This window comes from Peptoniphilus sp. Marseille-Q6390, from assembly GCF_965119475.1.
The window spans coordinates 691,284-717,398 of the sequence record NZ_CBCPLS010000001.1; the positions used below are offsets into that span (position 1 = coordinate 691,284).

The 26,115-nt window shown below is 33.3% G+C and carries 28 protein-coding genes, 2 tRNA genes and 1 other annotated feature; of the genes, 29 read left to right on the forward strand and 1 reads right to left on the reverse strand.

Going from position 1 to position 26,115, the window contains the following annotated elements:
• The first annotated feature begins 9 nt into the window (after nucleotides 1–9).
• From ACWPVO_RS03380 to ACWPVO_RS03495, 24 genes are all read left to right on the forward strand, one after another.
• Nucleotides 10–390, forward strand: coding sequence for a prepilin-type N-terminal cleavage/methylation domain-containing protein (locus ACWPVO_RS03380; protein ID WP_454206535.1), 381 nt, complete (start codon nucleotides 10–12; stop codon nucleotides 388–390).
• A complete protein-coding gene (locus ACWPVO_RS03385) occupies nucleotides 380–1,111 on the forward strand; it encodes a prepilin peptidase (protein WP_454206537.1) in 732 nt (243 codons plus the stop codon). Before ACWPVO_RS03380 ends, ACWPVO_RS03385 begins: the two co-directional genes overlap by 11 nt.
• Nucleotides 1,112–1,114: 3 nt before the next feature.
• Nucleotides 1,115–2,401 carry a hypothetical protein gene (locus tag ACWPVO_RS03390; protein WP_454206539.1) on the forward strand — a complete coding sequence of 429 codons (1,287 nt, stop codon included), beginning with the start codon at nucleotides 1,115–1,117 and terminating at the stop codon, nucleotides 2,399–2,401.
• 28 nt (nucleotides 2,402–2,429) lie between these two features.
• On the forward strand, nucleotides 2,430–3,413 hold the full coding sequence (locus ACWPVO_RS03395; protein WP_454206541.1) for an AIR synthase family protein: 984 nt from the start codon (nucleotides 2,430–2,432) through the stop codon (nucleotides 3,411–3,413).
• Between the two features lie 71 nt (nucleotides 3,414–3,484).
• Entirely contained in the window at nucleotides 3,485–4,831 is a 1,347-nt protein-coding gene (locus ACWPVO_RS03400; RefSeq protein ID WP_285073296.1) for an N-acetylmuramoyl-L-alanine amidase, read from the forward strand.
• Nucleotides 4,832–4,841: 10 nt separating this feature from the next.
• Nucleotides 4,842–5,558 carry a ribonuclease PH gene (rph, locus tag ACWPVO_RS03405; RefSeq protein WP_454206544.1) on the forward strand — a complete coding sequence of 239 codons (717 nt, stop codon included), beginning with the start codon at nucleotides 4,842–4,844 and terminating at the stop codon, nucleotides 5,556–5,558.
• Complete coding sequence (rdgB, locus tag ACWPVO_RS03410) at nucleotides 5,555–6,139, forward strand: RdgB/HAM1 family non-canonical purine NTP pyrophosphatase (RefSeq protein WP_060800025.1); 585 nt, start codon at nucleotides 5,555–5,557, stop codon at nucleotides 6,137–6,139. Before rph ends, rdgB begins: the two co-directional genes overlap by 4 nt.
• A gap of 52 nt (nucleotides 6,140–6,191) precedes the next feature.
• A tRNA-His gene (locus ACWPVO_RS03415) sits at nucleotides 6,192–6,268 on the forward strand.
• Nucleotides 6,269–6,306: 38 nt separating this feature from the next.
• A tRNA-Leu gene (locus tag ACWPVO_RS03420) sits at nucleotides 6,307–6,393 on the forward strand.
• Nucleotides 6,394–6,640: 247 nt separating this feature from the next.
• Entirely contained in the window at nucleotides 6,641–7,036 is a 396-nt protein-coding gene (locus ACWPVO_RS03425; RefSeq protein WP_285044254.1) for a NusG domain II-containing protein, read from the forward strand.
• On the forward strand, nucleotides 7,033–7,533 hold the full coding sequence (locus ACWPVO_RS03430; RefSeq protein ID WP_148465451.1) for a Gx transporter family protein: 501 nt from the start codon (nucleotides 7,033–7,035) through the stop codon (nucleotides 7,531–7,533). The genes ACWPVO_RS03425 and ACWPVO_RS03430 overlap by 4 nt, the downstream gene beginning before the upstream one ends.
• An 8-nt stretch (nucleotides 7,534–7,541) precedes the next feature.
• On the forward strand, nucleotides 7,542–8,120 hold the full coding sequence (locus tag ACWPVO_RS03435) for a Maf family protein (protein WP_454206547.1): 579 nt from the start codon (nucleotides 7,542–7,544) through the stop codon (nucleotides 8,118–8,120).
• 19 nt (nucleotides 8,121–8,139) lie between these two features.
• Nucleotides 8,140–8,859 (forward strand): RadC family protein, encoded by a 720-nt coding sequence (gene radC / locus ACWPVO_RS03440; RefSeq protein ID WP_005955827.1) that lies wholly within the window; start codon nucleotides 8,140–8,142, stop codon nucleotides 8,857–8,859.
• Nucleotides 8,860–8,867: 8 nt separating this feature from the next.
• Complete coding sequence (locus ACWPVO_RS03445; protein ID WP_005955981.1) at nucleotides 8,868–9,416, forward strand: SGNH/GDSL hydrolase family protein; 549 nt, start codon at nucleotides 8,868–8,870, stop codon at nucleotides 9,414–9,416.
• Nucleotides 9,403–10,545 carry a hypothetical protein gene (locus ACWPVO_RS03450; protein ID WP_454206550.1) on the forward strand — a complete coding sequence of 381 codons (1,143 nt, stop codon included), beginning with the start codon at nucleotides 9,403–9,405 and terminating at the stop codon, nucleotides 10,543–10,545. The genes ACWPVO_RS03445 and ACWPVO_RS03450 overlap by 14 nt, the downstream gene beginning before the upstream one ends.
• Nucleotides 10,514–10,954 (forward strand): prepilin-type N-terminal cleavage/methylation domain-containing protein, encoded by a 441-nt coding sequence (locus ACWPVO_RS03455; protein WP_454206552.1) that lies wholly within the window; start codon nucleotides 10,514–10,516, stop codon nucleotides 10,952–10,954. Before ACWPVO_RS03450 ends, ACWPVO_RS03455 begins: the two co-directional genes overlap by 32 nt.
• Nucleotides 10,938–11,318: a type II secretion system protein gene (locus ACWPVO_RS03460; protein ID WP_100069181.1), complete on the forward strand. Its 381-nt coding sequence runs from the start codon at nucleotides 10,938–10,940 to the stop codon at nucleotides 11,316–11,318. The genes ACWPVO_RS03455 and ACWPVO_RS03460 overlap by 17 nt, the downstream gene beginning before the upstream one ends.
• On the forward strand, nucleotides 11,263–11,769 hold the full coding sequence (locus ACWPVO_RS03465; protein WP_454206554.1) for a PilW family protein: 507 nt from the start codon (nucleotides 11,263–11,265) through the stop codon (nucleotides 11,767–11,769). The genes ACWPVO_RS03460 and ACWPVO_RS03465 overlap by 56 nt, the downstream gene beginning before the upstream one ends.
• Complete coding sequence (locus ACWPVO_RS03470) at nucleotides 11,762–12,727, forward strand: hypothetical protein (RefSeq protein ID WP_454206556.1); 966 nt, start codon at nucleotides 11,762–11,764, stop codon at nucleotides 12,725–12,727. The genes ACWPVO_RS03465 and ACWPVO_RS03470 overlap by 8 nt, the downstream gene beginning before the upstream one ends.
• Nucleotides 12,728–12,741: 14 nt before the next feature.
• Nucleotides 12,742–13,299: an elongation factor P gene (efp, locus tag ACWPVO_RS03475; RefSeq protein WP_005955873.1), complete on the forward strand. Its 558-nt coding sequence runs from the start codon at nucleotides 12,742–12,744 to the stop codon at nucleotides 13,297–13,299.
• A gap of 12 nt (nucleotides 13,300–13,311) precedes the next feature.
• On the forward strand, nucleotides 13,312–13,620 hold the full coding sequence (locus ACWPVO_RS03480; protein WP_005955993.1) for a CD1247 N-terminal domain-containing protein: 309 nt from the start codon (nucleotides 13,312–13,314) through the stop codon (nucleotides 13,618–13,620).
• A gap of 84 nt (nucleotides 13,621–13,704) precedes the next feature.
• Nucleotides 13,705–14,970 (forward strand): dihydroorotase, encoded by a 1,266-nt coding sequence (locus ACWPVO_RS03485; RefSeq protein ID WP_454206558.1) that lies wholly within the window; start codon nucleotides 13,705–13,707, stop codon nucleotides 14,968–14,970.
• Between the two features lie 90 nt (nucleotides 14,971–15,060).
• Nucleotides 15,061–16,818: a DUF4153 domain-containing protein gene (locus tag ACWPVO_RS03490; RefSeq protein ID WP_454206560.1), complete on the forward strand. Its 1,758-nt coding sequence runs from the start codon at nucleotides 15,061–15,063 to the stop codon at nucleotides 16,816–16,818.
• A gap of 10 nt (nucleotides 16,819–16,828) precedes the next feature.
• A complete protein-coding gene (locus tag ACWPVO_RS03495) occupies nucleotides 16,829–17,377 on the forward strand; it encodes a hypothetical protein (RefSeq protein ID WP_454206562.1) in 549 nt (182 codons plus the stop codon).
• A gap of 62 nt (nucleotides 17,378–17,439) precedes the next feature.
• Here ACWPVO_RS03495 and ACWPVO_RS03500 read toward each other — a convergent pair whose 3' ends face one another.
• Nucleotides 17,440–19,074, reverse strand: a complete 1,635-nt coding sequence (locus ACWPVO_RS03500; protein WP_060800035.1) for a putative manganese-dependent inorganic diphosphatase — start codon at nucleotides 19,072–19,074, stop codon at nucleotides 17,440–17,442.
• A gap of 91 nt (nucleotides 19,075–19,165) precedes the next feature.
• Here ACWPVO_RS03500 and ACWPVO_RS03505 point away from each other — a divergent pair, with 91 nt between their 5' ends.
• From ACWPVO_RS03505 to ACWPVO_RS03525, 5 genes are all read left to right on the forward strand, one after another.
• Nucleotides 19,166–20,368 carry an aminoacetone oxidase family FAD-binding enzyme gene (locus ACWPVO_RS03505; RefSeq protein WP_454206564.1) on the forward strand — a complete coding sequence of 401 codons (1,203 nt, stop codon included), beginning with the start codon at nucleotides 19,166–19,168 and terminating at the stop codon, nucleotides 20,366–20,368.
• A gap of 82 nt (nucleotides 20,369–20,450) precedes the next feature.
• On the forward strand, nucleotides 20,451–21,728 hold the full coding sequence (locus ACWPVO_RS03510; RefSeq protein ID WP_148465462.1) for an NAD(P)H-dependent oxidoreductase: 1,278 nt from the start codon (nucleotides 20,451–20,453) through the stop codon (nucleotides 21,726–21,728).
• A 35-nt stretch (nucleotides 21,729–21,763) separates the two neighbouring features.
• Complete coding sequence (locus tag ACWPVO_RS03515) at nucleotides 21,764–22,174, forward strand: RrF2 family transcriptional regulator (protein ID WP_148465463.1); 411 nt, start codon at nucleotides 21,764–21,766, stop codon at nucleotides 22,172–22,174.
• Nucleotides 22,169–22,358, forward strand: a binding site (T-box leader). (Overlaps the previous gene by 6 nt.)
• A gap of 54 nt (nucleotides 22,359–22,412) precedes the next feature.
• Complete coding sequence (gene ileS, locus ACWPVO_RS03520) at nucleotides 22,413–25,514, forward strand: isoleucine--tRNA ligase (protein WP_454206567.1); 3,102 nt, start codon at nucleotides 22,413–22,415, stop codon at nucleotides 25,512–25,514.
• A 238-nt stretch (nucleotides 25,515–25,752) separates the two neighbouring features.
• Nucleotides 25,753–26,115 carry a YbaN family protein gene (locus ACWPVO_RS03525; RefSeq protein WP_005955849.1) on the forward strand — a complete coding sequence of 121 codons (363 nt, stop codon included), beginning with the start codon at nucleotides 25,753–25,755 and terminating at the stop codon, nucleotides 26,113–26,115.

Genomic DNA, 26,115 nt, shown 5'->3' on the forward strand with positions numbered 1-26,115 from the left:
GAGGGACTTATGAAGAACAAAAAGAAAAGTAAGGGCTTTACTCTAATCGAGTTGGTTATTGTAATAGCAATTATTGCGATTTTAATTTCCATTGCAGCAATGAAGTACAGCTCAACGAACTTAGCAGCAGAGGCAGCAGCACATAACGCCAATGTCAAAGTCTTAAAGAGTGCAGGTATCCTTTATTTAATAGATCATCCAGATTCAAAAGGGGAAATTGGTGTCGAAGCTTTAAAACCTTATCTTGAAGGAGGAAAGATACCAAAACCTGCTAAGCATTATGATGCAAAGGACTTTTCTATTACTTCAAAAGATGATGGAGACGTAGAAGTTAAACCAGGTCCACTTAAGGTTCAAGATAAGAAGTTAGTCGAAGAGAATGAAAAATAATTTATATTTTATTTTTATATCTTTATTGGTATTTTTATTTGGTGGGTCCCTTGGATCTTTTTACCAAGTTTTTATTGAGAGAAGAGAAAGAGGAGAAGACTTTATATTCTCAAGAAGTTCTTGCGACTCTTGCAATAAGACTTTGAAGTTTTATGAGATGATTCCAGTTTTTTCTTATATATTTTTAAGAGGAAGCTGTTCTTCTTGTGGAGAAAAAATTGGGAGAGAAAACTTTTATATAGAAGTCTTGACTTCTCTCTTAGCTCTCGTGGTTTTTATGAGATATGGGATTTCTCTTGAGACCTTAATAATTATCTTTATTATAATAGTAGTAAGCTTTATAGGCCTTCTTGATTACAAGACTGGTTATATTTATAATCTTGACCTCTTTATACTTTTATTCTTTGTGATAATTTATAAAATTTTTATTAGCGGAGGGATTCTTGCTTCTGTAAAGTTTTCTCTTGCTATGGGATTAATATTTTTTCTATTGTATTATTTCCCAGGAATGATGGGCTTAGGTGATGTCTACTATGCTTTTATTATGGGTCTTGTTGCCAATAATTTATTTGAGGCCTTTTTATTATTTCGTGACTCCTTTATAATTGCTGGGATTGTATCAATGATTTTGATTTTACTCAAAAAGAAAACTCTTAAGGACTCAATTTCCTTTGGACCCTTTATGACTATGGCTATAATTATTTTATTTATTTGCAGGTGAATTATGTTTGACAGAAAAATAAAAATTAAACTTAACGATGGATTTATAAATATTTTTGACGAGACTAAAAGTGAAAAAGAAAAGACTAGTATTCCCATGCCCTATAGGATTTATAGGGATGGGAATATTTTAGATTATCATCATTTTTTCTATAAGATGAGTAAAGTTCTTAAGAAGCTTGATTTAAATAAGAAGGACAGGGTTTTTATTATTTTTGATTCTACTTCCATCATCCATATCAACTACAAAGTTCCAGAAATTGATGAGAGTGAGATAAGGGACTTTTTAAAGCTTGAATTAGAAGATTATGGCGACTTTAATTTAAGTGATTATGAAATTTTTTACAAGAAAAATTCTACAGCAAAGGCATTGAATCTTTCCATTGACCTTGTTCCCAAGAAAATTCTAGAAGATTTAAAGGAAGTTTTGGAAAAGCTAGAAGTTACAAACTATGAAATTCTTCCAGAAGGTCAAAGCTTCTCAAAAGATGGTAAGTTTGTAGAGATACAAGCAAGTTACATAAAATTAATTTCTGTAGAAGACAAGTTGCTAAAAGTTTATGACAAAATTTATGATGAAAACATCGAAATGATGATAGAAGACAACGAACTTGAAGAGAAGAATGCTTCCAATATAATCAATCTTTCCTACGACATAGAGGAACAGAAAGTTGAAGAGGACTTTCTCTTCAAGTATAAGAATTTCTTCATCAGACACATAAGTAAAATAGTAAACTTTGCTGGAGGAGATAAAATTTATACCTTTGGAAGGATTGCCGATTCAGAAACTATAAAAAATATCCTAAAGTCTTATAGCAATTTAGACTTTGAGTATCTTGGAGAAAGTTTAGAAGTTAGTCTTCCTAATGCTAAAGAAAAGAAGAAAATTAGGGCAAATAAGAATAAAAATTATATTAACTTTATCCTGCCCTTGGCGATTTTGATTTTAATATCTTCCAACCTTCTTTACTACAATAAGCTCAAGAAAGAAAAGGAAGTCACAAACAAAATAATAAGTTCTCAAGAAATGGAAAATGAAAATATAGACTTATCATCTGATAGGTTTCAGGAAAGAAATAAAAAGTTTATAGAAAAAATTTCTGAAATACAAAAACTTGAAGATGACAACTTAGTTATAACTTCCTACAATTTTGACAAGGGGAGGATAACAGTTAAGGGACTTGTCAAAGATGAGGCTTATTTTAACAAAAAATTCAAAGACATAAATATTGTTAGCAAGAATTTTTACAAGGAAAATGGTTTTAATAAATTTGAAATGCAAATAAAATAAGTGTAAAATTCTTGAGAGGTGTAAAAAAATGGAGATTGGAAAATTAAAAACAGATTTGTTGGAAAAATATATTTTCGACAAGCTAGTTTCAAATAGAGAAGAAGTTATTATGGGCGGGGGTACAGGACTTGACAATGCAGTCATGGACTTTGGGGGAGACCTTATTGTTGCATCAACTGACCCCATAACAGGAGCGTCAAAAAATCTTGGGGCTTTTGCTATAAATATTTCTGTAAATGATGTGAGCTGCCAATGTGCAGATCCAGTAGGAGTTTTGATGACATTATTAATTCCACCATCAGCAGATCTTGATGACTTAAAAGAAATTGTAGATGATGCAACAAGAACTGCAAGAGAATTAAATGTTGATATTGTAGGTGGTCACACAGAAGTCACTGACTCTGTAAATAAAATTGTAATTTCAACAACAGTCATTGGAAGAGTTAACAAAAATAGAAGGCCCGACCTAAAGACTGTGAAGGCAGGAGATGTCCTCGCAGTTTCCAAATATCTCGGCATAGAGGGAACAAGCATAATAGCCCATGAGAAAAAGGAAGTAAAAGAAATTTTAAGAAAAGAAGAATATGAGTTTGCAAAATCACTTTCAAAGGAAATTTCTGTCCTTAAAGAATCAAAAATTGCAGGCAAGTATGGCGTTAAGCACATGCACGACATCACCGAAGGTGGACTTTTCGGTGCAGTGTGGGAAACTTCTAAAGCCCTTGGTCATGGAATTAGAATTTTTAATGATTTAATTCCACTACTTGATGTTACAAAAAAGATTTGTGATTTTTATAAAATCAATCCAATGAAATTAATTTCTAGTGGATCCATGTTAATGGTTTTCGATAGAGAAAATTTTGATGACTTTAAAGAAGAAGCAGAAGCTAGTGGAATAAAAGTTACAAAGATTGGCGAGATAAACAATGAAAAGCAAGCTGTAGTTAAGTACGAGGACAGGGAAATTAGCTTACAAGATCCAGATCCTGACGAGCTTTATAAGTTGGTTTAAAATTATTACAATTCGGTTACATTGTTGACATTAATTACTAAAGTTTATAAACTTTTATCTAGGTGAATTAAATGAAAAGAATTATTAAAATTTCAATATTGTCGTTGGCACTACTTGTAAGTCCAGTATTTGCCAATAATTTATTTAATGTAAGTATAGGTAAAACTCAGTTTCAAGTTAAGGAGGCAGGAGTTCTAGTTAACGGTAAACTCTTGAAGACAGAATTCTCTCCCTACATAAAACAAGGGAGGACCTTTGTGCCTATTCGTGAAATCACAGAAAATCTTGGGGCAGATGTTAAGTGGAACAACAAGGACAAGTCTATCAAGATAAGTCTTAATGGCGATGTTATAAACATGAAGATCAACAGTCCTAATGTAAGTGTAAATGGTAAAAAAGTTAGCCTAGATAATGCGCAAGCTCCTCAACTTGCTCTTTATTCAAGTCCGAGAAAAGAAACAAAGACAATGGTTCCTTTGAGGTTTATATCAGAAACTTTTGGCTATGACGTTGACTGGAACAATGATGAAGTTAGGGCAGAGATAAGCACTGACAAGTCTAAGTCGATTGTTGACGGTGACGATAAAGAAAATTCTAAAGACACTAAGAAGAATAAAAATTCTAAGAGCAATAAGAAGACTAAATCCAAGAATAAGTCAATTGATTCAAAATCTATTTTTGACAGTGATTATTTTCAATCAAATCAAGAAAAGAGAGAAACTAATAAGATAAAGAAGGAAATCAATGATGGCAATAAGGACAAAGTCTTTGACCAAGCAGATCTTGAAAAGTCAGATGAAAAAGCTAAAAGAGTAATAAAAAACAGAATTGAAGTAAATGGAAAATTAAAAATCGTTATTGACCCAGGACACGGTGGCAAAGATTCAGGTGCAATTGCCCTTGACGGAGAAACTTATGAAAAAACTGTCAATCTCTTAGTTGCAGAAAGACTTATGGATAAGTTGAATGCAAATAGTGAAATAAGTCCAACAATAACAAGAACTAGAGACGAATACATCCAGCTCTTAGATAGGGCAGGCGTTTCTAATAATGGAGATGCCCATCTATTCTTGTCAATTCACTTTAACAGTGCTGACAATTCTAGTGCTAAGGGTATAGAAGTCCTTTATGCATCAGAAAAAAATGTAAGAATAAAGGATACGGTTCAAAAGAATTTTGCAAATTGTCTTCAAAAAGCTCTTATAAAAGAAACTGGAGCAGTAAACCGTGGAATTATAAATAGACCTGCAATTATTGTTTTGAATAAGACAAAAAATGTTGCAGCTTTAGCAGAACTTGGATTTTTATCAAATCCAGATGAGCTTGAAAAGATTAAAGACCCTGACTACATTGATAAATTAGCTCAAGGACTCTATAATGGTATAGTAGATTATATGAATACCTATGTAGACAAGTAGAAGGGGAATTATGAGAGAAGATAGACAAAACGATGAAGCAAGACAGATTAGGATCACTCCAAATTATTTAGATCATCCCGATGGATCCGTTTTAATTGAATGTGGTAAGACAAGAGTTATTTGCAGTGCCATGATTGAAAACAAGGTTCCAGGATTTTTAAGAGGAAAGAACAAGGGATGGCTATCAAGTGAATACTCAATGCTACCAGGCTCAACCCCTACTAGAAAAGTTAGGGATATCTCCAAGGGTAAACTTGATGGAAGAAGCAGCGAGATTTCTAGATTGATTGGAAGAGCCTTAAGAACTTGTATAGATTTAGATAAAATAGGAGAAAAGACTATTTGGATTGACTGCGACGTCATCTCTGCAGATGGAGGAACAAGAACAGCAGCAATAACAGGGTCCTACATTGCCCTTAAGCTTGCAGTAAAAAAAGCTTTAGAGAACAAGAAGTTTGAAGAAGATCCAATTGTTTCAAAGGTTGCAGCTATTAGTGTTGGTAAAGTCAATGGAGTAAAGCTAGTTGACTTGGATTTTAAAGAAGATTCTAATGCAGATGTAGACTTAAATGTTGTGATGAATGACGACTTCCGACTTATAGAAATTCAAGGAACGGGAGAAAAAGATACTTTTTCTATTGAAGAGTTAAATGAATTTTTACTTGATGCAAAAAGATGCATTGGAGAAATTTTTGATTATTTTGAAATTTTGGAGCAAAATTTATGAAAAAAATAGTTTTATCTACTGACAACAAAAATAAATTAAGAGAAATTAGAGAAATTTTAGAAGACCTAGACATAGAAATTTTTGGCAAGTCTGATATTGAAGGACTTGATTTTGAAGTTATTGAAGATGGAGAAACTCTTTATGACAACGCATTAAAAAAGGCAGATGCCATGGCCAAGAGAGTAGACCTAGCAGTTCTAGCAGATGACACTGGACTTTTTGTCAATGCACTTAAGGGTGAGCCTGGAGTTCACTCAGCAAGATATGCATCGGAACATGATGACAAGAAAAACAGAGAGAAACTTTTAAATAATTTAAAGGACAAGGAAGATAGGTCAGCCTACTTTAAAACTCAAATAATTTTAATTGATTCTGAAAAAAATATAATTCCAATTGAGGGAGTTTGCCAAGGAAGGATTTCAGAAGTGGAAAGAGGAGACAATGGTTTTGGATACGACAGCATCTTCATACCAGATGGCTTTGACAAAACTTTTGCAGAAATGTCTCACGAAGAAAAAAATGAAATTTCTCACAGGGCAAGAGCCTTGAAGAATCTCAGAGAAAAGTTAGAGAACTTATAAATGTTTATTGACAATACATTTTTAATTTGCTATTATATATGTATTGTTCGTGGTGGATATGGCCTAGCTGGTTAAGGCGTCAGATTGTGGTCCTGAAGATCGTGGGTTCGATTCCCACTATCCACCCCACAATATTTAGAAGTGCCTGGCACTTCTTTTTTATTTATGCTAGAGTGGCGGAATTGGCAGACGCACCAGACTCAAAATCTGGCGGTCGAAAGATCGTATGGGTTCAAGTCCCATCTTTAGCACCACAAAATTTATTACTCCTACAGAGTTTTATTTTTCACAAGTTTGTGATTATTTAAGACTTTGTAGGAGTATTTTTTATTTAAATTAAATTAATGATATAAAAAAATGTGGATGTATTTTTGTTTTTAAAAAATTTTTACACCAACTTTACACCATTTTTTTAAGTCTAGTTAAAAGATTTTAAAATATAAACTTTAAAAAATTTTTTTATTAAGTCATTAGTAAATAGAAGTGTGTTATAATAAATTTATGAATAAGATAAAAAAAGCTGATATTTTTGTTATTTTTTTAATAATTATTTCTTCCGTTCTTATTTATTTTTTTACCAACAAACTCCCAAGGGGGAATGATTCTTCATCTAAAAAAGTTGTGATCACTGTTGATGGAAAAATTTTTAAGGAAGTTGAATTAAAAGAAAATACACATTTAGATATTGATGTTAATACACAATATGGAAATAACGAAGTCCATATTGAGAATGGAGAAGTCCATATGCATGAATCTGATTGCAAGGATAAGATTTGCATGAAGATGGGTAAGATTAGTCTCCCAGGAGATTCAATTATATGTCTACCTAATAGGCTTATGGTTAAGATTGTGGAAGATAAACCCAGTGATGATAGTTTGGATATGATTATAAAATGAAAAAAAACACAAAGTTAATTTACTTATCCCTCTTAAGTGCTCTTGGTATTGTGCTTGGTCTTTTTGAGTCCATGATTCCACTACCTGTAGCTATTCCAGGAGCAAGGCTTGGTTTATCCAATATTGTTGTCCTGGTTACTATAGTTGCCATTGGCTACAAGGAGGGATTTTTTGTAGCTATTTTTAAAACCATACTTTTGGGACTTGTTACTGGAGCAATTTCAAGTTTATTTTTCTCAATGGGTGGTGCAATCTTAAGTTCTATTTCAATGATTTTAGCCCACAAATTTTTGAGAAAATATTTATCTTTAATTGGAATCAGTGAAATAGGATCCTTTTTTCACAACTTAGGTCAGGTTCTTGTAGCTTCCTTTATTATGAAAACTACTGCGATTCTTGCCTACCTGCCAATTTTAGTAATTCTTGGAATTTTTACAGGATTTTTTGTTGGACTTACTTCAATGTTTATAGTTGATAATACAAATATTTCTAAATAGAGGGACAAATGGAAAAAATTATTTTAGCATCAAATTCTCCAAGAAGAAGAGAAATTCTAGGAGACTTTATAGATTTTGAAATTATTACAAGAGAAATAAATGAAGTTAAGGATGACGCCTTTTCTCCCTGGACCACAGTAATGGGCCTTGCCTTTGGTAAGGGTATAGAGGTTGCCAAAGAAAATGAAGATGCCGTAGTTTTATCGGCTGATACCTTGGTGGAACTTAATGGAAAATTAATGGGAAAACCTAAAGATAGAAATGAAGCAAGGGACATGATAAGGTCTCTTAGCGGAAAGACCCACAATGTTTTCACAGGCTATGCTATTTTTAAATTATCTAAGGGGATAAAATATGTAGATTTTGAAAAATCTTCTGTAAAATTTTATGACTTAAGTGATGAGGAAATTGAAAATTATTTGGATACTTTAGAGTATAAGGACAAGGCTGGTGCCTATGGAATCCAAGGAAAGGGCTCACTATTAGTTGAAGAAATCCAAGGAGATTTTTTCAATATTGTGGGACTGCCTATTGGAAAAATAAATAGAGACTTAATTAAATTGTTTAATTTTAATTTATGGCGATGAGTTTTTAATGGTGATTAAAATGAAAGAGAGAGATTTTGAAAAGTACACTATAAAGGAAATGCCAGCAGATGAGAGGCCCCAAGAGAAACTAATTAAGTTTGGGCCTGATTATCTTTCCAATGCAGAGCTCCTTGCCCTTATCATTAGGACAGGAAATAGTAAGGGAGACTCTGCCATTGATACTGCGACTAAAGTTCTCAGGTCTCTTAGGTCAGCTAATGATTCTAATGGTTTAAACTCTCTTAAAAATGCTAGCCTTTCGGACCTCATGGAAGTCGATGGAATTGGAGAAGCCAAGGCTGCAATGATTCTTGCTGCAGTTCAATTGGGAATAAGACTTGCTGTTTCAAGCAATGGAAGCAAAATAAGAGTTACCTCACCGTCCATAGCTGCAAACTATGTCTTAAGCGAAATGAGTGTACTGGAACAAGAACATTTTAGAATTATGACCTTAAACACAAAAAAGGAAATAAATTTTATTAGAGAAATTTCTAAAGGAACTATTAACATGACCATAGTTCATTCCAGAGAAGTATTCAGGGCTGCTATATCTGACAATGCTCACAGCATAATTTTACTACATAATCACCCAACGGGAGATCCGAGTCCATCCAAGGAAGATATCAAATTAACGAAGAATTTACTTGAAGCTTCTAAGATTATTGGAATAGATATTTTGGATCACATAATTATTGGGGACAACAAGTACTTTAGTTTCTTGGAAGAAGGACTTTTGTAGGAGGGCTTATGAAGTTTTGCGCCTTAGGCGATTCTATTTTTGAGGGATTTTTAGTTGGAGGAAAATCCTTAATTTATTACTTAGCGGGAAAAGGTTATGATATAGATAACTATGGGGTTAATGGCTTAACTACTGATGAACTTATTTTAAGTCTAGACAATTTAATTCCCTACGATGTTAATTTAATTTGTATTGGTTTAAATGATTTTTACAATGGCAAGTCTCTTGATCACGTTTTAAATAACATTTTCAAAATTGTAGAAAAGTTAAAGGAAAATAAGGGGAAAATTATAATTATAACTCCTTATCCTACTTCTTTTTTAAATCTTGACGAAGCTTATAAGAGTTTTATCAACTTCACATCAGTAAATAAAAAAATTGAAGATTTTGATAGGATTTTGAAGGAAAGCCAAGGGGATTATAAGCTTGTTTCTTTTTATGACTATGCAAAGTCTAACTATATAGAAGAAGATTTAATCGATGGGATCCACCCAAACACAAAGTTGCACAAGGAACTAGCAGATTATCTTGAGGAAAAATTAAATGGATATTTATGATGTTTTTTGCAAAAAAATCGGATACAGAAAGCTTTCTAAGAGAGAAAAAATTTTATTTAGTATTTTAATTTTACTTGTTATTGAATTTCTATTTTATAATTTTCTATTAAAGGATCAAGTCCAAAGCACTTCAGAAGCAAACTTGAAAGAAAATCTAAGCCCAATAGAAGAAGAATTTACATATAAGGGTTTTGATGACTTCTCACAAGATAAGCTTGAAAAAATTTCAAGTGAAAGCAATATAAGTAAAGATAGTTTTTCAAAGGATTCACAAAGTGATATTGAAAGTTTAATTATTAGTGGAAGAGTTAGGTCACTTGATTTAAATACCATTGAAGGGCTGACTAATTACTATGGCTATTCAAATATTGACATCTTAAGAAGTGACGAGGGGAACTTCACTTATAGGTTTAAGGCAGAAAAACCTTCGAAGGCAATTTATTATAACGACCTAAAGAAGGCTTACTTTGGAGAAAATAATCTTAAAGAAGAAGTTAAGCCTGAAGAAGAAAATAAAGTAGCAAGTGAAGAGACTAAAACCGAAAAGATTATTAATACAAAGAAAAATATCAAGATAGAAAATAAAAAGCAAACAAAGGCAAGTAGGAAAACAAGTAGTAAAGGAAAAGCTCAAATTAAGGGACAGGAAGAAAAAATAAATAATTTAAATAAAAATAATTTTGCAAAGACTCCTTCAAATTTATCTAATGAAAAGAAAAGCGAGAGCATATATGATTTTGCCTTTAATAAGGAAGATGATGGCTTAAAGTTTGTTGAAAGCGAGGGTATAAAGCTAGATTATTATCCAGAAGATAAAGTTACCTCTGTCTATGTAAGCAAGGATGATTTAAAGGACCTTGTAAAATTGGGAGTTGATAGGCACTGTAATGGGATATCCTTATCTATTTATCTTCCAAACAAATCCTTTAAAGAGATGGGGACTATAAATATTGCTGGAAACTACTTGCCTTATAGGGGAGAAATTCTAGAAAACAATTGGACTAGGATAGACTTGTATCAAGATGACATGAGTTATATTTACTTTACACCAGAAGACGATAAGGACTTACTTATCTTTATAAAAGAAGTTGATTACAATGAAGAAGAACGAAGCCTTTACCCTAATTGAGCTTGTAATTTGCATAGGAATAATTTTACTCCTCTTAAGCATTGTTGGACTTAACTTTAAGATAAGAGATAGGGTACAAGCAAGGGAACAAATAAAGGAATTGGCTCTTGATTTAAAATTCTTGAAAAATTATTCTCAAATAAATAACATTAGGACATCAATGGATTTAAGTGATGGAGGTTACTCAATAAATTTTGGGGAGAAAGTAAAAACTGTTAAATTTAATTCTCTTGTAAAGCTTGAGTCTACAAACTTGGATAAAATTACTTTCTCAAGTAAAGGCAAGCCTTCTTATTTAAAAGAGAAGTCATCAGCTGGAACAATTAATTTTTCTGTTGTAAACAAGAAGTATAAGATTACAATTCAGCCAGTTACAGGTAAGGTGAATTATATTGAAATCAAGGAATAAAAATAAGGGACACTTAATGCTTGAAGTTTTATTTTCCATTGCTCTCTTGGCATTAATTGCGTCTACAATTCTTCCCAATGTTATAAGTCTTTTAAAGAACCAATCATATATTGGAGAAAGAGAAGAACTTATAAATCTTATGTCATCGAGGATGGAAGAAATAATTGGAAGTGCATACAACAATGAGGACTTGAATTTTAATTTTGATTCGGGAGATAATCATGATGATAAATTTAAAATAGAAATTCAAAATGATTCCAGTGATAAGTTAAACCACATAACTTTAAGAGGAAAGAGACGAGGTTCTGATGAAGAAATTAAGATGGAAGTTTACCTCAAAAAAGGAGGCCTACTCACTAATTGAACTTGTGATGTCTATGGCCATGCTCCTAATTATTGGCATGGTGATCACATCAATTTTGGGCGTATCTCAAAAGGCTCTTACAAAAACTTATGAAAATGAAAATATTTCAACGGACCTGTCCTATGCCACTGAATACATAAAAGATGAAATTACTTCTAGTGATTACTACACTATAGTAGGCGGGGAGATATATTTTATTCAACCCAAGGGGAAGAAATATAATTACGTGTCCTTTGGTCTAAAGGACAATAAACTTTATAGGTATTCCATCTTAATAGATAGTTTGAAGAAAAGAAATGAAATTCAAAGCGACGGAGTTAATGCTCTAATAGATAACATATCTTCCTTCTCTATTGAAGACCAGGGAGATTGTTTTTCGGTAAAAATTGGATACAAGGATAAAGAAGAAATTACAAGAAAGATTGCAAAGAGGTCAAAACTTTATGAGTAAAAGAAAAAAGGGATATATTTATATTTTTACAATTTTACTCATTGGACTTCTTGCAATCTTTTTTTATTTTATCTACTCCTACATGTCAGGGTCTACTTACATAAGTAAAAACAGGTTGGAGTCAACCCAAGCAAATTATGCACTTGAGTCAACGCTAAATATAAAAGTTTCTCAAGATGACTTTCAAGAAGAATTGGAAAATTATATTTTAAATGATAGTGCAAAAAAATTAGGAATTGAAAAAATACCAGAGGACACTGAAGTCTTAAGTCTTAACTTCAAAAGAGAAGACTATCAAGATGATAATAAAAACCTTGTAGACATGGTGAGCTTAAAGAGTCAAATAAAATATAAAAACACCCTTCTTGGTGGAAGACTAAGGGGCTCTTATGTAAATAAAATTTACAAGGAAGAAGATGGAGTCCTAAACTCTTCTAAAGTTGACGTAGATTACCTCTTGAGCCTAAGAGAAAAATTCGCTAATGATAACTGGACAGATAAAAATAATAAAAAAGTTATTCTTGATGGAGATTTTATTTATGATTTAAAAAATGATAAATATATAATTTTTGAAGAAGTAGAAGTCTATGATGAAGAGAGTGGATCCTACATCAAGAAACTAAATCCACTTTATGATGTGACTGGAAAGCAAATAATAATTCAAAAGTCAGGGACTTTAAAAATTTTATCCCGAAGTCCTAATCAAATTTTCATAATAAATGATAAAGTAATGTTTAATGATAATACATTATCTGGTATAATTATTCTAAAGGAAAATGCACAAATTGCTAATACTTGTACTTTAAAGGGATATTTAATAGACCTATATGACAAAAACTCAGGTATAGGAGTTAAATATTCTTCACAAGTCTTCAGGATCTATGGTTATTTGTTGCCTGAATACATAAAATTTCAGCCAATTTCACTTAACTACTATGACATAGAAGATAATACTTAAATATGGAGGATAATATGATCAACGCAGGAGAATTAAGAAAAGGACTTACATTTGAATGGGATGGAGATGTTTGGGAAGTTATTGATTTCCAACACGTTAAGCCAGGAAAGGGTGCTGCCTTTGTAAGAAGTAAAATTAAATCAGTACTTACTGGTGGAATTAGAGATACTACATTTAACCCATCTGAAAAATTTGAAAAAGTTGTTATTGAAAACAAAGAAATGCAATACCTATATTCTGATGGTGAACTTTATTACTTCATGGATCAAGAATCTTACGAACAAATTCCACTAGAAAAAGATATGGTTGAAGATGCACTTAACTTTATTAAGGAAAACGACATGGCAACTATTAACTTCTATAAGGGTAAGGCGTTTAGGGTAACTCCTCCTAACTTTGTTGAGTTAGAAGTTACTCAAACTGAACCAGGAGTTAAGGGCGATACATCAAGTGGTGGATCTAAACCAGCTACAGTTGAAACAGGCTTTACTCTTAATGTGCCACTATTTATCAATACAGGCGATATGATAAGAATTGACACTAGAGATGGCGAATATATGTCTAGAGTTTAATTTGGAGGAAATATGGAATATTTATTAAAGAGAATATCTTATCTACAAGGTCTTTGTGATGGTTATGATTTAGACACTACTACAAATGAAGGAAAAATTATTTCTGAACTTGTAGATATCCTAAGTGACGTTATTGATGAAATGAGAGAATCTCGTGAAGAAATCGAAGACTATGTAGACATTATTGAAGAAGATCTTGCTGATCTTGAAGATTATGTTTATGAAAATGACGACATTGATTTCGAATTATATGATGATGATTTCGACTTTGATGATTTAGAAATTTATGACGAAGACGAAGAAGAGGCAGAAGAAGAATAAAAATATTTTAAAAGGCGAGGGTGGACCTCGTCTTTTTTTAGGATGTAGATTCTTTTTATGAACTTATAAAATAAAGGAGGCACTATGATAATTAAGGGTGGGAGAATAATTGATCCTCTATCTAAAAGAGATGAAGTTTTAGATATAAAAATTGAAGATGGAAAGATCGTAGAGATTGCAAAGGACATTGAAGCTTCAAGTGGCAATGAAGAAATTATTGATGCAAGAGGAAAAATTGTTGTACCTGGACTTATTGATGTCCACGTTCACTTTAGGGACCCTGGTCAAACTCATAAAGAAGATTTAGTTACAGGAAGCCAAGCTGCTATAGCTGGTGGCTTTACAAGTGTAGTCCAAATGGCAAACACAAGTCCCAAAATTGATTCAAAAGAAAAAATTATAGATCATTACAAAAGGGCGAGGGACCTTCCTTTAAAAGTATTTACTGTTTCGGCTCTTACACGAAACTTTGGAGATTTAGAACTTGTAGACATGGAAGAAAACTTTAAGAGGGGAGCTCTTGCCTTCACAGATGATGGAATCCCAAACAGGAATTCAAAACTTATACTGGAAGCAATGAATAGGGCAAAGGAACTTGGCGCAATAATATCCTTCCACGAAGAAGATCCAGAACTAATTGAGCAAAACGGAATAAACCACTCAGAAGTTTCTGATAAACTTGGAATTTATGGATCTCCAAAGATTGCAGAGACATCTTTTATAGCAAGGGATGTGGCAATGGCAATTTACACTGGAGCAAAAATTTCTATCCAACATATTTCTACAGGACTAGGAGTTGACCTTGTTAAGTTTGGCAAGGAAATGGGAGCAAATATTTATGCTGAAGTAACACCCCACCACATAGCCTTAAATGACTCGGCAGTTTTGGAATATGGAAGTCTTGCCAAGATGAATCCTCCTCTAAGAAGTGAAGAGGATAGGCTTAGAATTATTGAGGGCTTAAAAGAGGGGACAATAGAAATAATTGCAACTGACCATGCACCGCACACTGCCGAAGAAAAATCCAAGGAGATTACTAAGGCTCCATCAGGCATCATTGGTCTCGAAACTTCTTTTTCTATTTGCTTTGAAAATCTAGTTTTGACAAAAGAAATTACTTTAATGAAGTTAATAGAACTTATGTCTACCAATCCAGCAAGAATTTATGGACTTGAGGGAGGAGAAATTAGCCAAGGTAAGATTGCAGATCTTGCAATAATAGATTTAGAAAGTGAGTATAAGATAGATAAATATAAATCAAAATCTTCTAACACTCCATTTAAGGACAAGACTTTGAGAGGAGAAGTCCTATATACAATTTCTGAAGGAAAAATTGTATTCAAAAAATAAATATGTCAAAGTGGATACAATGACAAAAGTTTTATCTAAATTCTTTAAAAATCCTTGCCTTTAGTATATTATAAAAAAAGGGAGGTAGTTATGAAGAAACTAAATTTAAAAATTTTGAATTTTAAAAGTATAAAAGATACCTTTAAAAGGTTTCCCTTCACAATAACATCAGCAACACTTGCAAGCATATTTTTTATTATGGCTACCTATGATGAATATGCAGAAGACTTTAACAACAAGATGATTTCCTATGGCTTGGTCTTTGCCTTTGCAATTTTTTTATATGCTTTTATAAAACTTTTTAACGAGGGACTTAGAAATTTTTATGACCTAAAAAACTTAAAAAATAATAATTTATTAAAAGTAATTTCCTATGTCATAACTTTGCCTATACTCTATGGAATTTATGAGCTAGTTTATGATAAGGCGGGCCCCCTATCAAACTATAATGACAATTTTGTATTTTTTACCTTGATTGCCTTCTTAGTTGTGGGAACTTCTTTTGTTGCAAAATTTAATTATCACAAAGACTATGTTGCCTATGTAGCAAAAATTTTAAGGGCCTTTATAATTTCAAATATCTACAGCTTCATAGTTTTTATAGGAATATCAAGCATAGTTTTTGCCTTGGACTCACTTTTTAAATTTGATTTTGGATCCTTAGTTTACTTGAGGATTGGAATATTTTCCTTTATCTTATTTAATGTAATAACTTTTTTCCAAGACTTTCCAAAGGTAAGAGATTCCTTTACAGACTACAAGTATCCAAAGCCCTTTAGAATTCTTTTGGTATATATAATCACACCTCTTGTGATTATTTACACTTTGATTCTACTGGCTTACTTTATAAAGATTCTAGCTCTTTGGCAAATTCCAAATAATTTAATAGTAAATCTTGTAATTTGGTTTGCAGCTTTTTCAGTAGTCTACTTGTTCTTCTTATCAAGAGTGGATTCCATTGGATTTATAAATAAATTAAAGATAATTTTTCCAATAAGTTTATTCCCACTACTTGGCATGATGTTCTTTGCAATTTACTTAAGAATTAGTGAGTATGGACTAACTGAAAACAGGTACATCGTTATTGCAGGAGGACTTTGGGTGCTTTTATCTCTAATTTATTATATTTTTTATAGGGAAAATTCAAACATCACTGTACCGATTTTTCTTGCTGCAATAATTTTAATTACAGGCATTGGACCTGCATCAGCAACAAGCTTGAGTCTTAGGTCACAAAATGCAAGGTTTGAAAGATTGTTAAAGGAAAATAACATGATAGCAGGCGAGGATATAAGGTCTGATGTAAATATTGACAGCTCTGCAAAAAACCAAATAATTGATATAGTATCCTACATGGATAAGCGAGATAGGATAGAAGACTTAAACTATCTTCCAAAGGACTTTAAACTTAGTGAAGAAAACTTTACAAAAGTTTTTGGTTTCTCTAATAAGGTTGAAAACCAATCCTATCTTGGATACTCTTACACAGACAATATTGTAAAAAAGGGAGATCTTGGATTTAATATTGACATAGAAGGCTACAAAAATATGATTTTTGTCTATTCTCTTGATCACATTTCCACTTGTGGAGATTACAAGTTTGAGAGAAAGAAGAAGGAAATAAATATTTATAAGAAGTTTAAGGATGACTACGAGCTTCAAAAGACAATTGATCTTCTTGCTCTTAGGGATAAGTTAAAGACCCTAAAGAAGACTAAAGATGAAATAAAACTTGATGACCTAGCGATAGAGGACGATAACTTTAAAATTTATTTCACAAATATTTATTTTGGAAATGAAGACAATATTGAGAATGCCTATGTTGAATTCTATCTCTTGACTAAGTAGGAGGGATAAGATGTATTATATAAATTTTGAAAATGATGTTTTTATTGATGAGAACATAGACCTTTCACACCTTAAGGACCTTGTAAGGATTTATTTAAATAGGTGCGACTCCTATCAAATTACGATCTTAAAAGAAGACAAGAAGTCAAAGAAAATTCTCGATGACTTTGCAGTTTATTCTGATGAGAATGGATATGAATATATCCTTCAAGGTATTGTAGACGATGACTTTAAAGAAATGATTCTTAAAAATCTTATTGGCGATATGGCATTAAACTTTATGGGCCTAAGCCTTTATGATGATGGAATCCTAAAATTAGAAATCCTAAATTATGGAAGCGAAGTCTATATCTATGGCTTTGACGAAAAAACTGTTGTAGAATTTTCTGATGAGCTTGAAAAAGTTTATGGTATAAAGGAAGTCAATGTCTATATAGATGAGGACAGCCAAGAAGAAAGTCACCACCATGATCATCATGACCACGATCATTCTTGTGGTTGCCATTCAGATGAAGATGACGACAAGTCATGTGGCTGTGGTGGGTCTTGTAACAATTAAAAAGTTAAATAAAAAAAGAGTCTATCATGTGATGTGATAGGCTCTTATTTTTATAGATAATTTTATGAGAGTTCTTCTGATATAGCAGAAGAAATTTTTGGAAGTAGTTGCTTCTTTCTTGAGAGGAGACCTTCTGATAAAAATTTATCTCCCACAAGCTCTTTTTCAAATTTCCTTGCAATTGCTTCTTTAAAAGATCCTGCTAAGATGACTTCAGAAACTTCTTTGAAGATGTCAGTAATCATAAGGACAAAAGTTTCTGCATCAGAAGAAGCTACAAAGTTTTCCATGGCATCCTTGAGGTCCTTTTCTACCGAAGCTGTGGAGTCAAGGTCCATGGTAAAGATTTGGCAGACCCTAACATTAACACCTTCTATAGAAAAGTTTTTGACATCAGACTTTAAAAGTTCGTCAGGTTTTCTACCTTCAAGGCTTGTACCTGCACGGAACATCTTCATGGCGAAGTCTTCAACATCTATTGCTGCAATTTTTTTCATCTTGTTTAGGACATACTTGTCAGTTTCTGTTGAAGTAGGTGACCTAAATAACAAAGTGTCAGAGATAATTGCTGCACATAGAAGTCCGGCAACTTCACGAGAAGGTTTGATTCCATTTTCAAAAAACATCTTCGAAACAATCGTAGCAGTTGATCCCACAGGTTCGTTTCTAAAATAAATTGGGGAAGATGTAGACACATTTGCCACCCTGTGATGGTCCACAATTTGAATTATTTCTGCTGAGTCTATGTCGTCAATGGATTGGTTTCTTTCGTTGTGGTCCACTAGAATAATTTTTTTCTTTAAGTTTGAAATCAAGTGGTATCTTGAAATATTTCCTATAACCTTGCCTTTGTTGTCAAGAACTGGGTAAGACCTAAATCTTGATTGGGACATTTTTTCTCTAACGTCGTCAATTAAATCGTCCTTGTGAAAGACAACTAAGTCATCCCTTGTCATCACGTAGGCAACAGGGACAGCTTGGGGCAAAAGTCTTGCAACCATAAAAGTTGAAAGACCAGTTGAAATTACTGCAACATTATTTTCTTTAGCAAGCTCCATTAGTCTATCATCAAGCTTGCTAGAGATAGTTAGGATTAAAAGAGAAATCCCCTTTCTTATTACAGACTCTTGGTCCTTTACGTCGTCGCCAACAATAACGATGTCACCTTCACTTATGAGGTCTTGATTTTTTATAGCCTTGACAGCCATTTTGCCTGAGAGACTTCTTGGCTTTTCGGGAAGGTAGAGGACCTTTCCCCTAAGTACATCTAAAATATTTTCAAAGCTTGTGTTGGACCTACCGATGATGGAGTCGTCCCAAATTTCCATGTAAGTTGATGCTATGTTGGAAAGACTAACTATTCCAATTAAGTTGTCGTCGTCATCAACAACGGGTAGGGAGCTAATATTATTTTTTTGGATTAGATCCATAGCAGAAGCCATTGATAGGCTTGGATTGACACAGTAGGCTGCATCAATTTCTATGTCACGAACTTGTGGCTTGATAGAAGTCTTTAACCTTGGCTTTTGAACCTTAAAATAATCTAGGACAAATTCTGTTTCCTTGTTCAAGTTTCCCAACCTAATTGCTTCAGCGTCCTGACCCATCTTGTTTTTTAATTCTGCAAGGGCTATGGCAGAACATATACTATCTGTATCTGGATTTTTGTGACCAGTTATATAAATTTTATTCTTCATAAATCCTCCAAATTTCTAAGACATTATAACATAAAATGGCTTAAATCTTGTAATAATATGTGAATTTAGGATATAATTTAGGGGTGATAATATGGATATAATTATAATTGGAGCAGGGGCAAGTGGAATTGTCACTGCCATAAATGCAAAAAATGAAAATAACAGGGTAATACTCTTAGAGAAAAATGACAGAATTGGGAAGAAGCTATTGGCAACTGGCAATGGCAGGTGCAACTATACTAACATGAACTTGTCAGAAAAAAATTATTCTTCTCCCGACTTTGTCAAGAGAACTCTAGAGGACTTTAGCAATGAAGATTTAATAAATTATTTTAGGATTTTAGGACTTGAATCTACACTAGATGGTAACAGAGTCTATCCCATAAGCTTAAAGGCGAATTCTGTTTTAAATATTTTGATTTACTGGCTTGAAAAAAATGGTATTGAAGTGAAAACCAAGAGCCAGGTTAAGGAAATCAAGAAGACAAAAAAAGGCTACGAAGTCATAACAAATGAAGAGACTTTAAGAGCTGATATAGTTGTAGCTGCCTTTGGCGGCAAGGCTATGCCAGCAAGTGGGTCTGATGGTGTGAGTTTTGAAATCCTAAAGAAGATGGGGATAAAGGTGACGGACTTAAAACCAGCCCTAACTCAATTAAAACTTGATTCAAAATATTTAAAACATCTAAGTGGTACAAAGGTAATAGGTCGTGCAAGGCTCTTAAGGGATGAAAAAGTCATAGACGAGAGAGAGGGCGAAATTTTATTTACCAATTACGGTATTAGTGGACCTCCAATCTTGGATATGTCTGTTAATACTGAAGAAGGCGACATCATTGAAGTGCCGCTGATTAATAACTTAAAGAAAGACAGTATTGATATGGTCTACAACAGGTACTACATGTTCCCAGACTTTTCCCTTGAAGAATTTTTAATGGGACTTGTTGACAAAAAGTTCATCCACTATATTGTTGACTCACTAGACATGGATAAGAACACAGCAGTAAACATGATTTCCATGGGAGACTTTGAAAAAATTATTGGCCTTCTATTAAAATCTCGCTTTAAGGTTACAGGTAACACTGGATTTAAAAATGCCCAAGTAACAAGAGGTGGAGTTTCTTTAGATGAAGTTAGTCCAGAAAATTATGAAGCAAAAAAATACAAGGACCTCTATATAATTGGTGAGGCTCTTGATATTGATGGAGACTGTGGTGGATATAACTTGCATTTTGCCTTTGGATGTGGCTATAGACTTGGAAAAATATTGAGGGAAAAAAATTTACAAAAGTAATTTGCAATAGAAGTAAAATCAGATTAAAATAATTTTTGTGATTAATTTTGAAATTAGATCTTGCAATAAATTTGGAGGAAGAATGTTTTATTTACAGAAAAAATTAAAGGAATTTGGGAATATTTCTGTTGGAATTGTTGGCTCAGGTATTATGGGAAGCTCGCTCTTCACTATACTTAGCCAAAATGAAAATTTTTATCCCATAGTGTTTTCCTCAAGAAATAAAAAGACACTAGAGTCTGCTATTGAAGCAGCAAATATAGATAAAGATGACCTTGCCTTTACAGATGACATGGAAGAGGCAAAGAAACTTTTAAAGGAAAAGAAATACCTTGGAACTACAAATAACTTAATAGCAGCATCCCTTGTGGACTGTATAGTGGACTGCACTGGAGACACAGAAACTGGTACAAAGTTATCCCTTGTGGCTATAGAAAACAAGGTTGATATCGTCAGCCTCAATGTAGAAATGGATGCAACAGTGGGACCTTATTTAAAAGTCTTGGCAGATGAAAAAGGAGTAGTCTATTCTGGAACTAAGGGAGATGAGCCAGGAGCCATTGTAGAAATTTATGAATTTGCTAAAAACTGTGGCTTTGAAGTCCTAGTCCTAGGCAAGGGAAAGAACAATGAATTAAATAATTATGCAACTCCAGATAGCTTAAGAGAAGCTGCAGAGAAAAAGGGAATCAACCCAAGGATGCTAACTTCCTTTGTCGATGGAACAAATACCATGATCGAACTCAATGCAGTTTGCAATGCCCTTGGATTTGTACCAGATGTAAGAGGTTGTCACTTTGTTAATACTGAACCAAAAAATATTGCTGAGGACTTTAAGCTAAAGGAAGATGGGGGAATTTTAAATTCTTACGGAGTTGTTGACTTTGCAACGGGAATTGCCCCAGGAGTCTTTGCAGTAGTAAGACCTAAGTCAGATATAATAGATATGGAAATGCAATATTTATCCATGGGCGAGGGCCCAAACTATACAATTTATAGGCCCTACCATCTAACAAGCATTGAGACAATTATTTCTATTATAAAGGCAGTTGTCCTTAGGGATGAATCTATTGCTCCCCTTGGCAGACCTTTTGCAGAAACAGTCTCTGTTGCAAAGAGAGACATCAAAAAGGGAGAAAAGTTTGACTCCATAGGTGGCGAGATGATCTTTGGAAGTCTTGAGACAAAAGAAGATCAAGAAAGAGGCAATCATCTTCCAATAGGTATAGTGACAGAAGGAGCCTTTGCAAAGAGAGATATTAAAAAGGGAAGTCTTCTTACTTATGACGATATAGCCTTAAATAATGATTCAGAAATAGTAAAGTTGCGAAAAATTCAAGATGACTATTTTAAATTGTAAACTTTGATGGTATAATATCCTAAATAGGTGATAATATGAGAATAACACAAGAAACAGACTATGCATTTCGTATTGTAAGTTATCTAGCAGCAAATGAGGGAAAGGTTGTTGGAGCGCCACAAATAGCTGAAAGCGAAGGTGTTACAAAAAGATTTACCCTAAGAATACTTAGAAAATTAAATTTGGCTGGCATTACAGATGCGAAGAGAGGATCTAAAGGCGGATATTTTTTAAAGAAAGCTAAGGAAGAAATCACTTTGTATGATATACTTGTAGCTGTAGATGGTCCTATTGTAATCAATAGGTGCTTACAAAAAGAAGACTCATTTTGCAGTAAGCATCCTGATGAGGATAGAAGAAGTTGTAAATTCCACCTTGCCCTTGCAGGTATGCAATCAAATATTATTAAGATGTTTAAGAGTCAAACAATTGACAAATTTATATAAGCTGTGAAGAGGACGGTAATTTTTAGAAAGTAAGAGAACAGTTGGTTGGTGCAAAACTGCCTTTCGAAATTTTACAGATCACCTTGGAGCTCAAGAGTCAAAAGCTCTTGCGTAATTTTGCGTTAAGATATTAAGTGATAGTTTCCTATAATTAGGGTGGTACCGCGGTTAGTTCGTCCCTTCTCTTTTGAGAGGGGACTTTTTTTTATACAAAAATATGGAAGAAAAGGAGATTTAGATGAAAGTATTTAAAGAATTATCTAAAGACAGTGTAAGTGAAAGGGAAGAACAGGTCTCAAAATTTTGGGACGAAATAGATCTTCTACACAAATCTGTGGAATCGAGAAAAGATGGAGAAAATTATATATTCTATGAAGGACCTCCAACTGCTAATGGAAAGCCAGGCATTCACCATGTCATGGCGAGAACTCTTAAGGATTTAACTTGTAGATACCATACAATGCTTGGTTATCAAGTTAAGAGAAAAGCAGGCTGGGATACACATGGTCTACCTGTAGAAATTGAAGTAGAAAAGAGACTAGATCTTCACAACAAACAAGACATAGAGTCCTATGGAGTTGAAGCCTTTAACAAAAAATGTAAGGAATCTGTTTTTGAATATGAAAAAGAATGGAGAACTCTTACAAGAAGAATGGGTTACTTAATTGACTTAGACCACCCATATATCACTCTTCAAAATTCTTATATTGAATCAGTTTGGCACATCCTAGACAAGATGTTTAAGGACGGCCTAATTTATGAAGGCCACAAAATTGTTCCTTACTGCCCAAGATGTGGAACTGGACTTGCATCTCACGAAGTTGCTCAAGGTTATGAAGAAATAAAAACTACAACAGCAACTTGTAGATTTAAATTAAAAGACAAGGAAAATGAATACTTCTTAGCATGGACAACTACACCATGGACACTTCCATCTAACGTTGCCCTAGCTGTTAACCCAAAAGTTGAATACGTTAAGGTTAAGCATGCTGACGGACATATTTACTATGTAGCTAAATCTCTTGCTAAACAAGTCTTTAAGGATGACGAATATGAAGTCTTAGAAGAAATGCTTGGTAAGGATCTTGAATACACAGAATATGAACAACTCCTTAAATTCCTTGAACCAGATAAAAAAGCTTTTTATGTAATCTGTGCTGATTATGTAACAACTGAAGATGGTACTGGTATAGTTCATATTGCTCCTGCCTTTGGTGAAGATGACTATCAAACTGCAAGGGGATATGACCTTCCAATGTTAAAACCAGTTGATGATGATGGTAAGTTTACAGACACACCTTGGAAGGGTCAATTTGTAATTGATGCTGACCACGATGTTCTTCATTACCTAATGGACCACGATCTTTTATTCGCAAAACAAAAGATGCTTCACAACTATCCACATTGCTGGAGATGTCATACTCCACTTATTTACTACGCACACCCATCATGGTATATAGAAGTAACTAAGTTTAAGGATAAGTTAATAGAAAATAACAATGGAGTAAACTGGTTCCCAGACTTCGTTGGAGAAAAGAGATTTGGAAACTGGCTAGAAAACTTAAATGACTGGGCAATCTCTAGATCAAGATATTGGGGTACTCCACTTCCAATATGGAGATGTGAATGTGGCCACACAGAATCTGTTGGCTCAATAGAAGATTTGAGAAATAAGGCAGTAGAAGATGTAGCAGAAGATGTTGAACTTCACAGACCTTACGTTGATGATATCCACATCAAGTGTCCTAAGTGTGGCAAGCCAATGACTAGGGAAGCAGACGTAATTGACGTTTGGTTTGACTCAGGTGCTATGCCTTTTGCTCAATGGCACTATCCATTTGAAAACAAAGATAACTTTGACGAACTTTTCCCAGCAGACTTTATATGTGAAGGAATTGACCAAACAAGAGGTTGGTTCTACTCACTAATTGCAATATCAACTTATATGACAGGCAAGAGTCCTTACAAGAATGTACTTGTTAATGACCTTATCCTTGATAAGGAAGGAAAGAAGATGTCAAAATCTCGTGGCAATACAGTTGCACCATTTGAACTCTTTGACAAGTACGGGGCTGACGTTGTTAGGTGGTACCTACTTTATGTATCTCCACCATGGACTCCAACAAAATTCGATGAAGATGGACTACGTGAAATTGAATCAAAATTCTTTAGATCTCTAAGAAACACTTACAACTTCTTCAGTCTATATGCAAACACAGACAAGATTGACCCAAGAGAAGTTAAGGTTTCCTATGACGACTTAGAAGAAATAGATAAGTGGTTATTGTCTAAGTACCACAGACTTGTTAAAAATGTAAGAGAAGACATGGAAGCATTTGAACTTACAAAAGTTGTAAGAGAAATCCAAGACTTCGTTATCGAAGATGTTTCCAACTGGTACATCAGAAGAAACAGAAGAAGATTCTGGAAGACTGATAAGGACAACATTAAGATTGCCGTTTACAAGACAACTTATGAAGTTCTACTTGGTGTGACAAAATTAATTGCACCAATGGTTCCATTCCTATCAGAAGAATTATTTAAGTCACTTACTTATGAAGAATCAGTTCACTTAGCTGACTATCCAACTTATGATGAAAACATGATTAACGACAAGGTTGAAGAAAAGATGGACCTTGTAAGAGATCTTGTAACTCTAGGAAGAGCTTCAAGAGAAGAAGCAAAGATAAAGGTTAGACAACCACTTTCTAAAGTTATCATCGATGGAAAGTACAAGGAAATCATTGGCGACTTAACAGAACTTATCAAGGAAGAACTTAACGTTAAGGAAGTTCAATTTGAACATGACCTTTCAGAATATATGGAATTTGAACTTAAACCAAACTTTAAAGTTTGTGGTAGCATCTTAGGTTCAAAGGTTAAGGACTTTGGCAAGGCTCTTAGAGAAGCCAATGCAAAAGACCTACTAGCTAAGCTTGAAGAAGGTAAAGTTACTCTTGAACTTGCTGGCGAAGATACAGAAATTGAAAGAGACTTTGTTGAAGTTAAAATTTCTGCAAAAGAAGGCTTCGACGTAATAATGGAAAACAACCTCTTCGTAATCCTAGACACAGAACTTAACGAAGAACTTCTAAATGAAGGTTATGTAAGAGAATTTGTATCAAAGATTCAGCAACTAAGAAAGAAAAAAGACTTAGATATTCTTGACAACATTAAGATCACATACAAGTCTGATGATGAAGTTGAAAAAGCTATTGAAGCAGAGAAAGAATTTATCAAATCAGAAACTCTTGCACTTGATCTTGTAAAAGAAGACAACGAAGCAGAAGTTGAAAGTCTAAATGGTCACGACATTAAAATAAATATTGAAAAAATGTAAGCTTATAAGCTTAAAGGCTCTGGGGATCCAGGGCCTTATTTTTTTGCCTTAAATTATATAAAAAATTAACTGAGGTTAACAAGGACCTAGTCCCTATAATTCAACATATAAGATAAAAAAAGTGAATTTATTTAAGAAAAATAAAATGATATCCAATATCAATATTATTTACTTATAAAAATTTCTTTGTTAGTATTTATCATGAAAAATTTAGAAATTAAAGTTAAGGAGGATATAATTGAAGATTTTATTTCTAATACTTGGATTTATATTTTTGGGGATTGGAATAATCGGTATATATTTGCCCTTATTACCTGCGACTCCCTTCTTGTTACTTGCAACTTATTGCTTTGCAAGAGGATCAAAAAAGTTCAACGACTATTTTATTTCTACTAAATTATACAAGGAAAATATTGAGCCAATAAAAAACAAGACTGGAATGACAAGAGAGAGAAAGAGAAAGATACTAATGACAATCACTTTCTTTTTAGCTATATCATTTTATTTTGTAAACAACTTGCATGCGAGAATTACACTCTTATTAGTGCTTATTTTTCACTACATATATTTTATTTTTAAAATTAAGACAATCAAGGAGTAG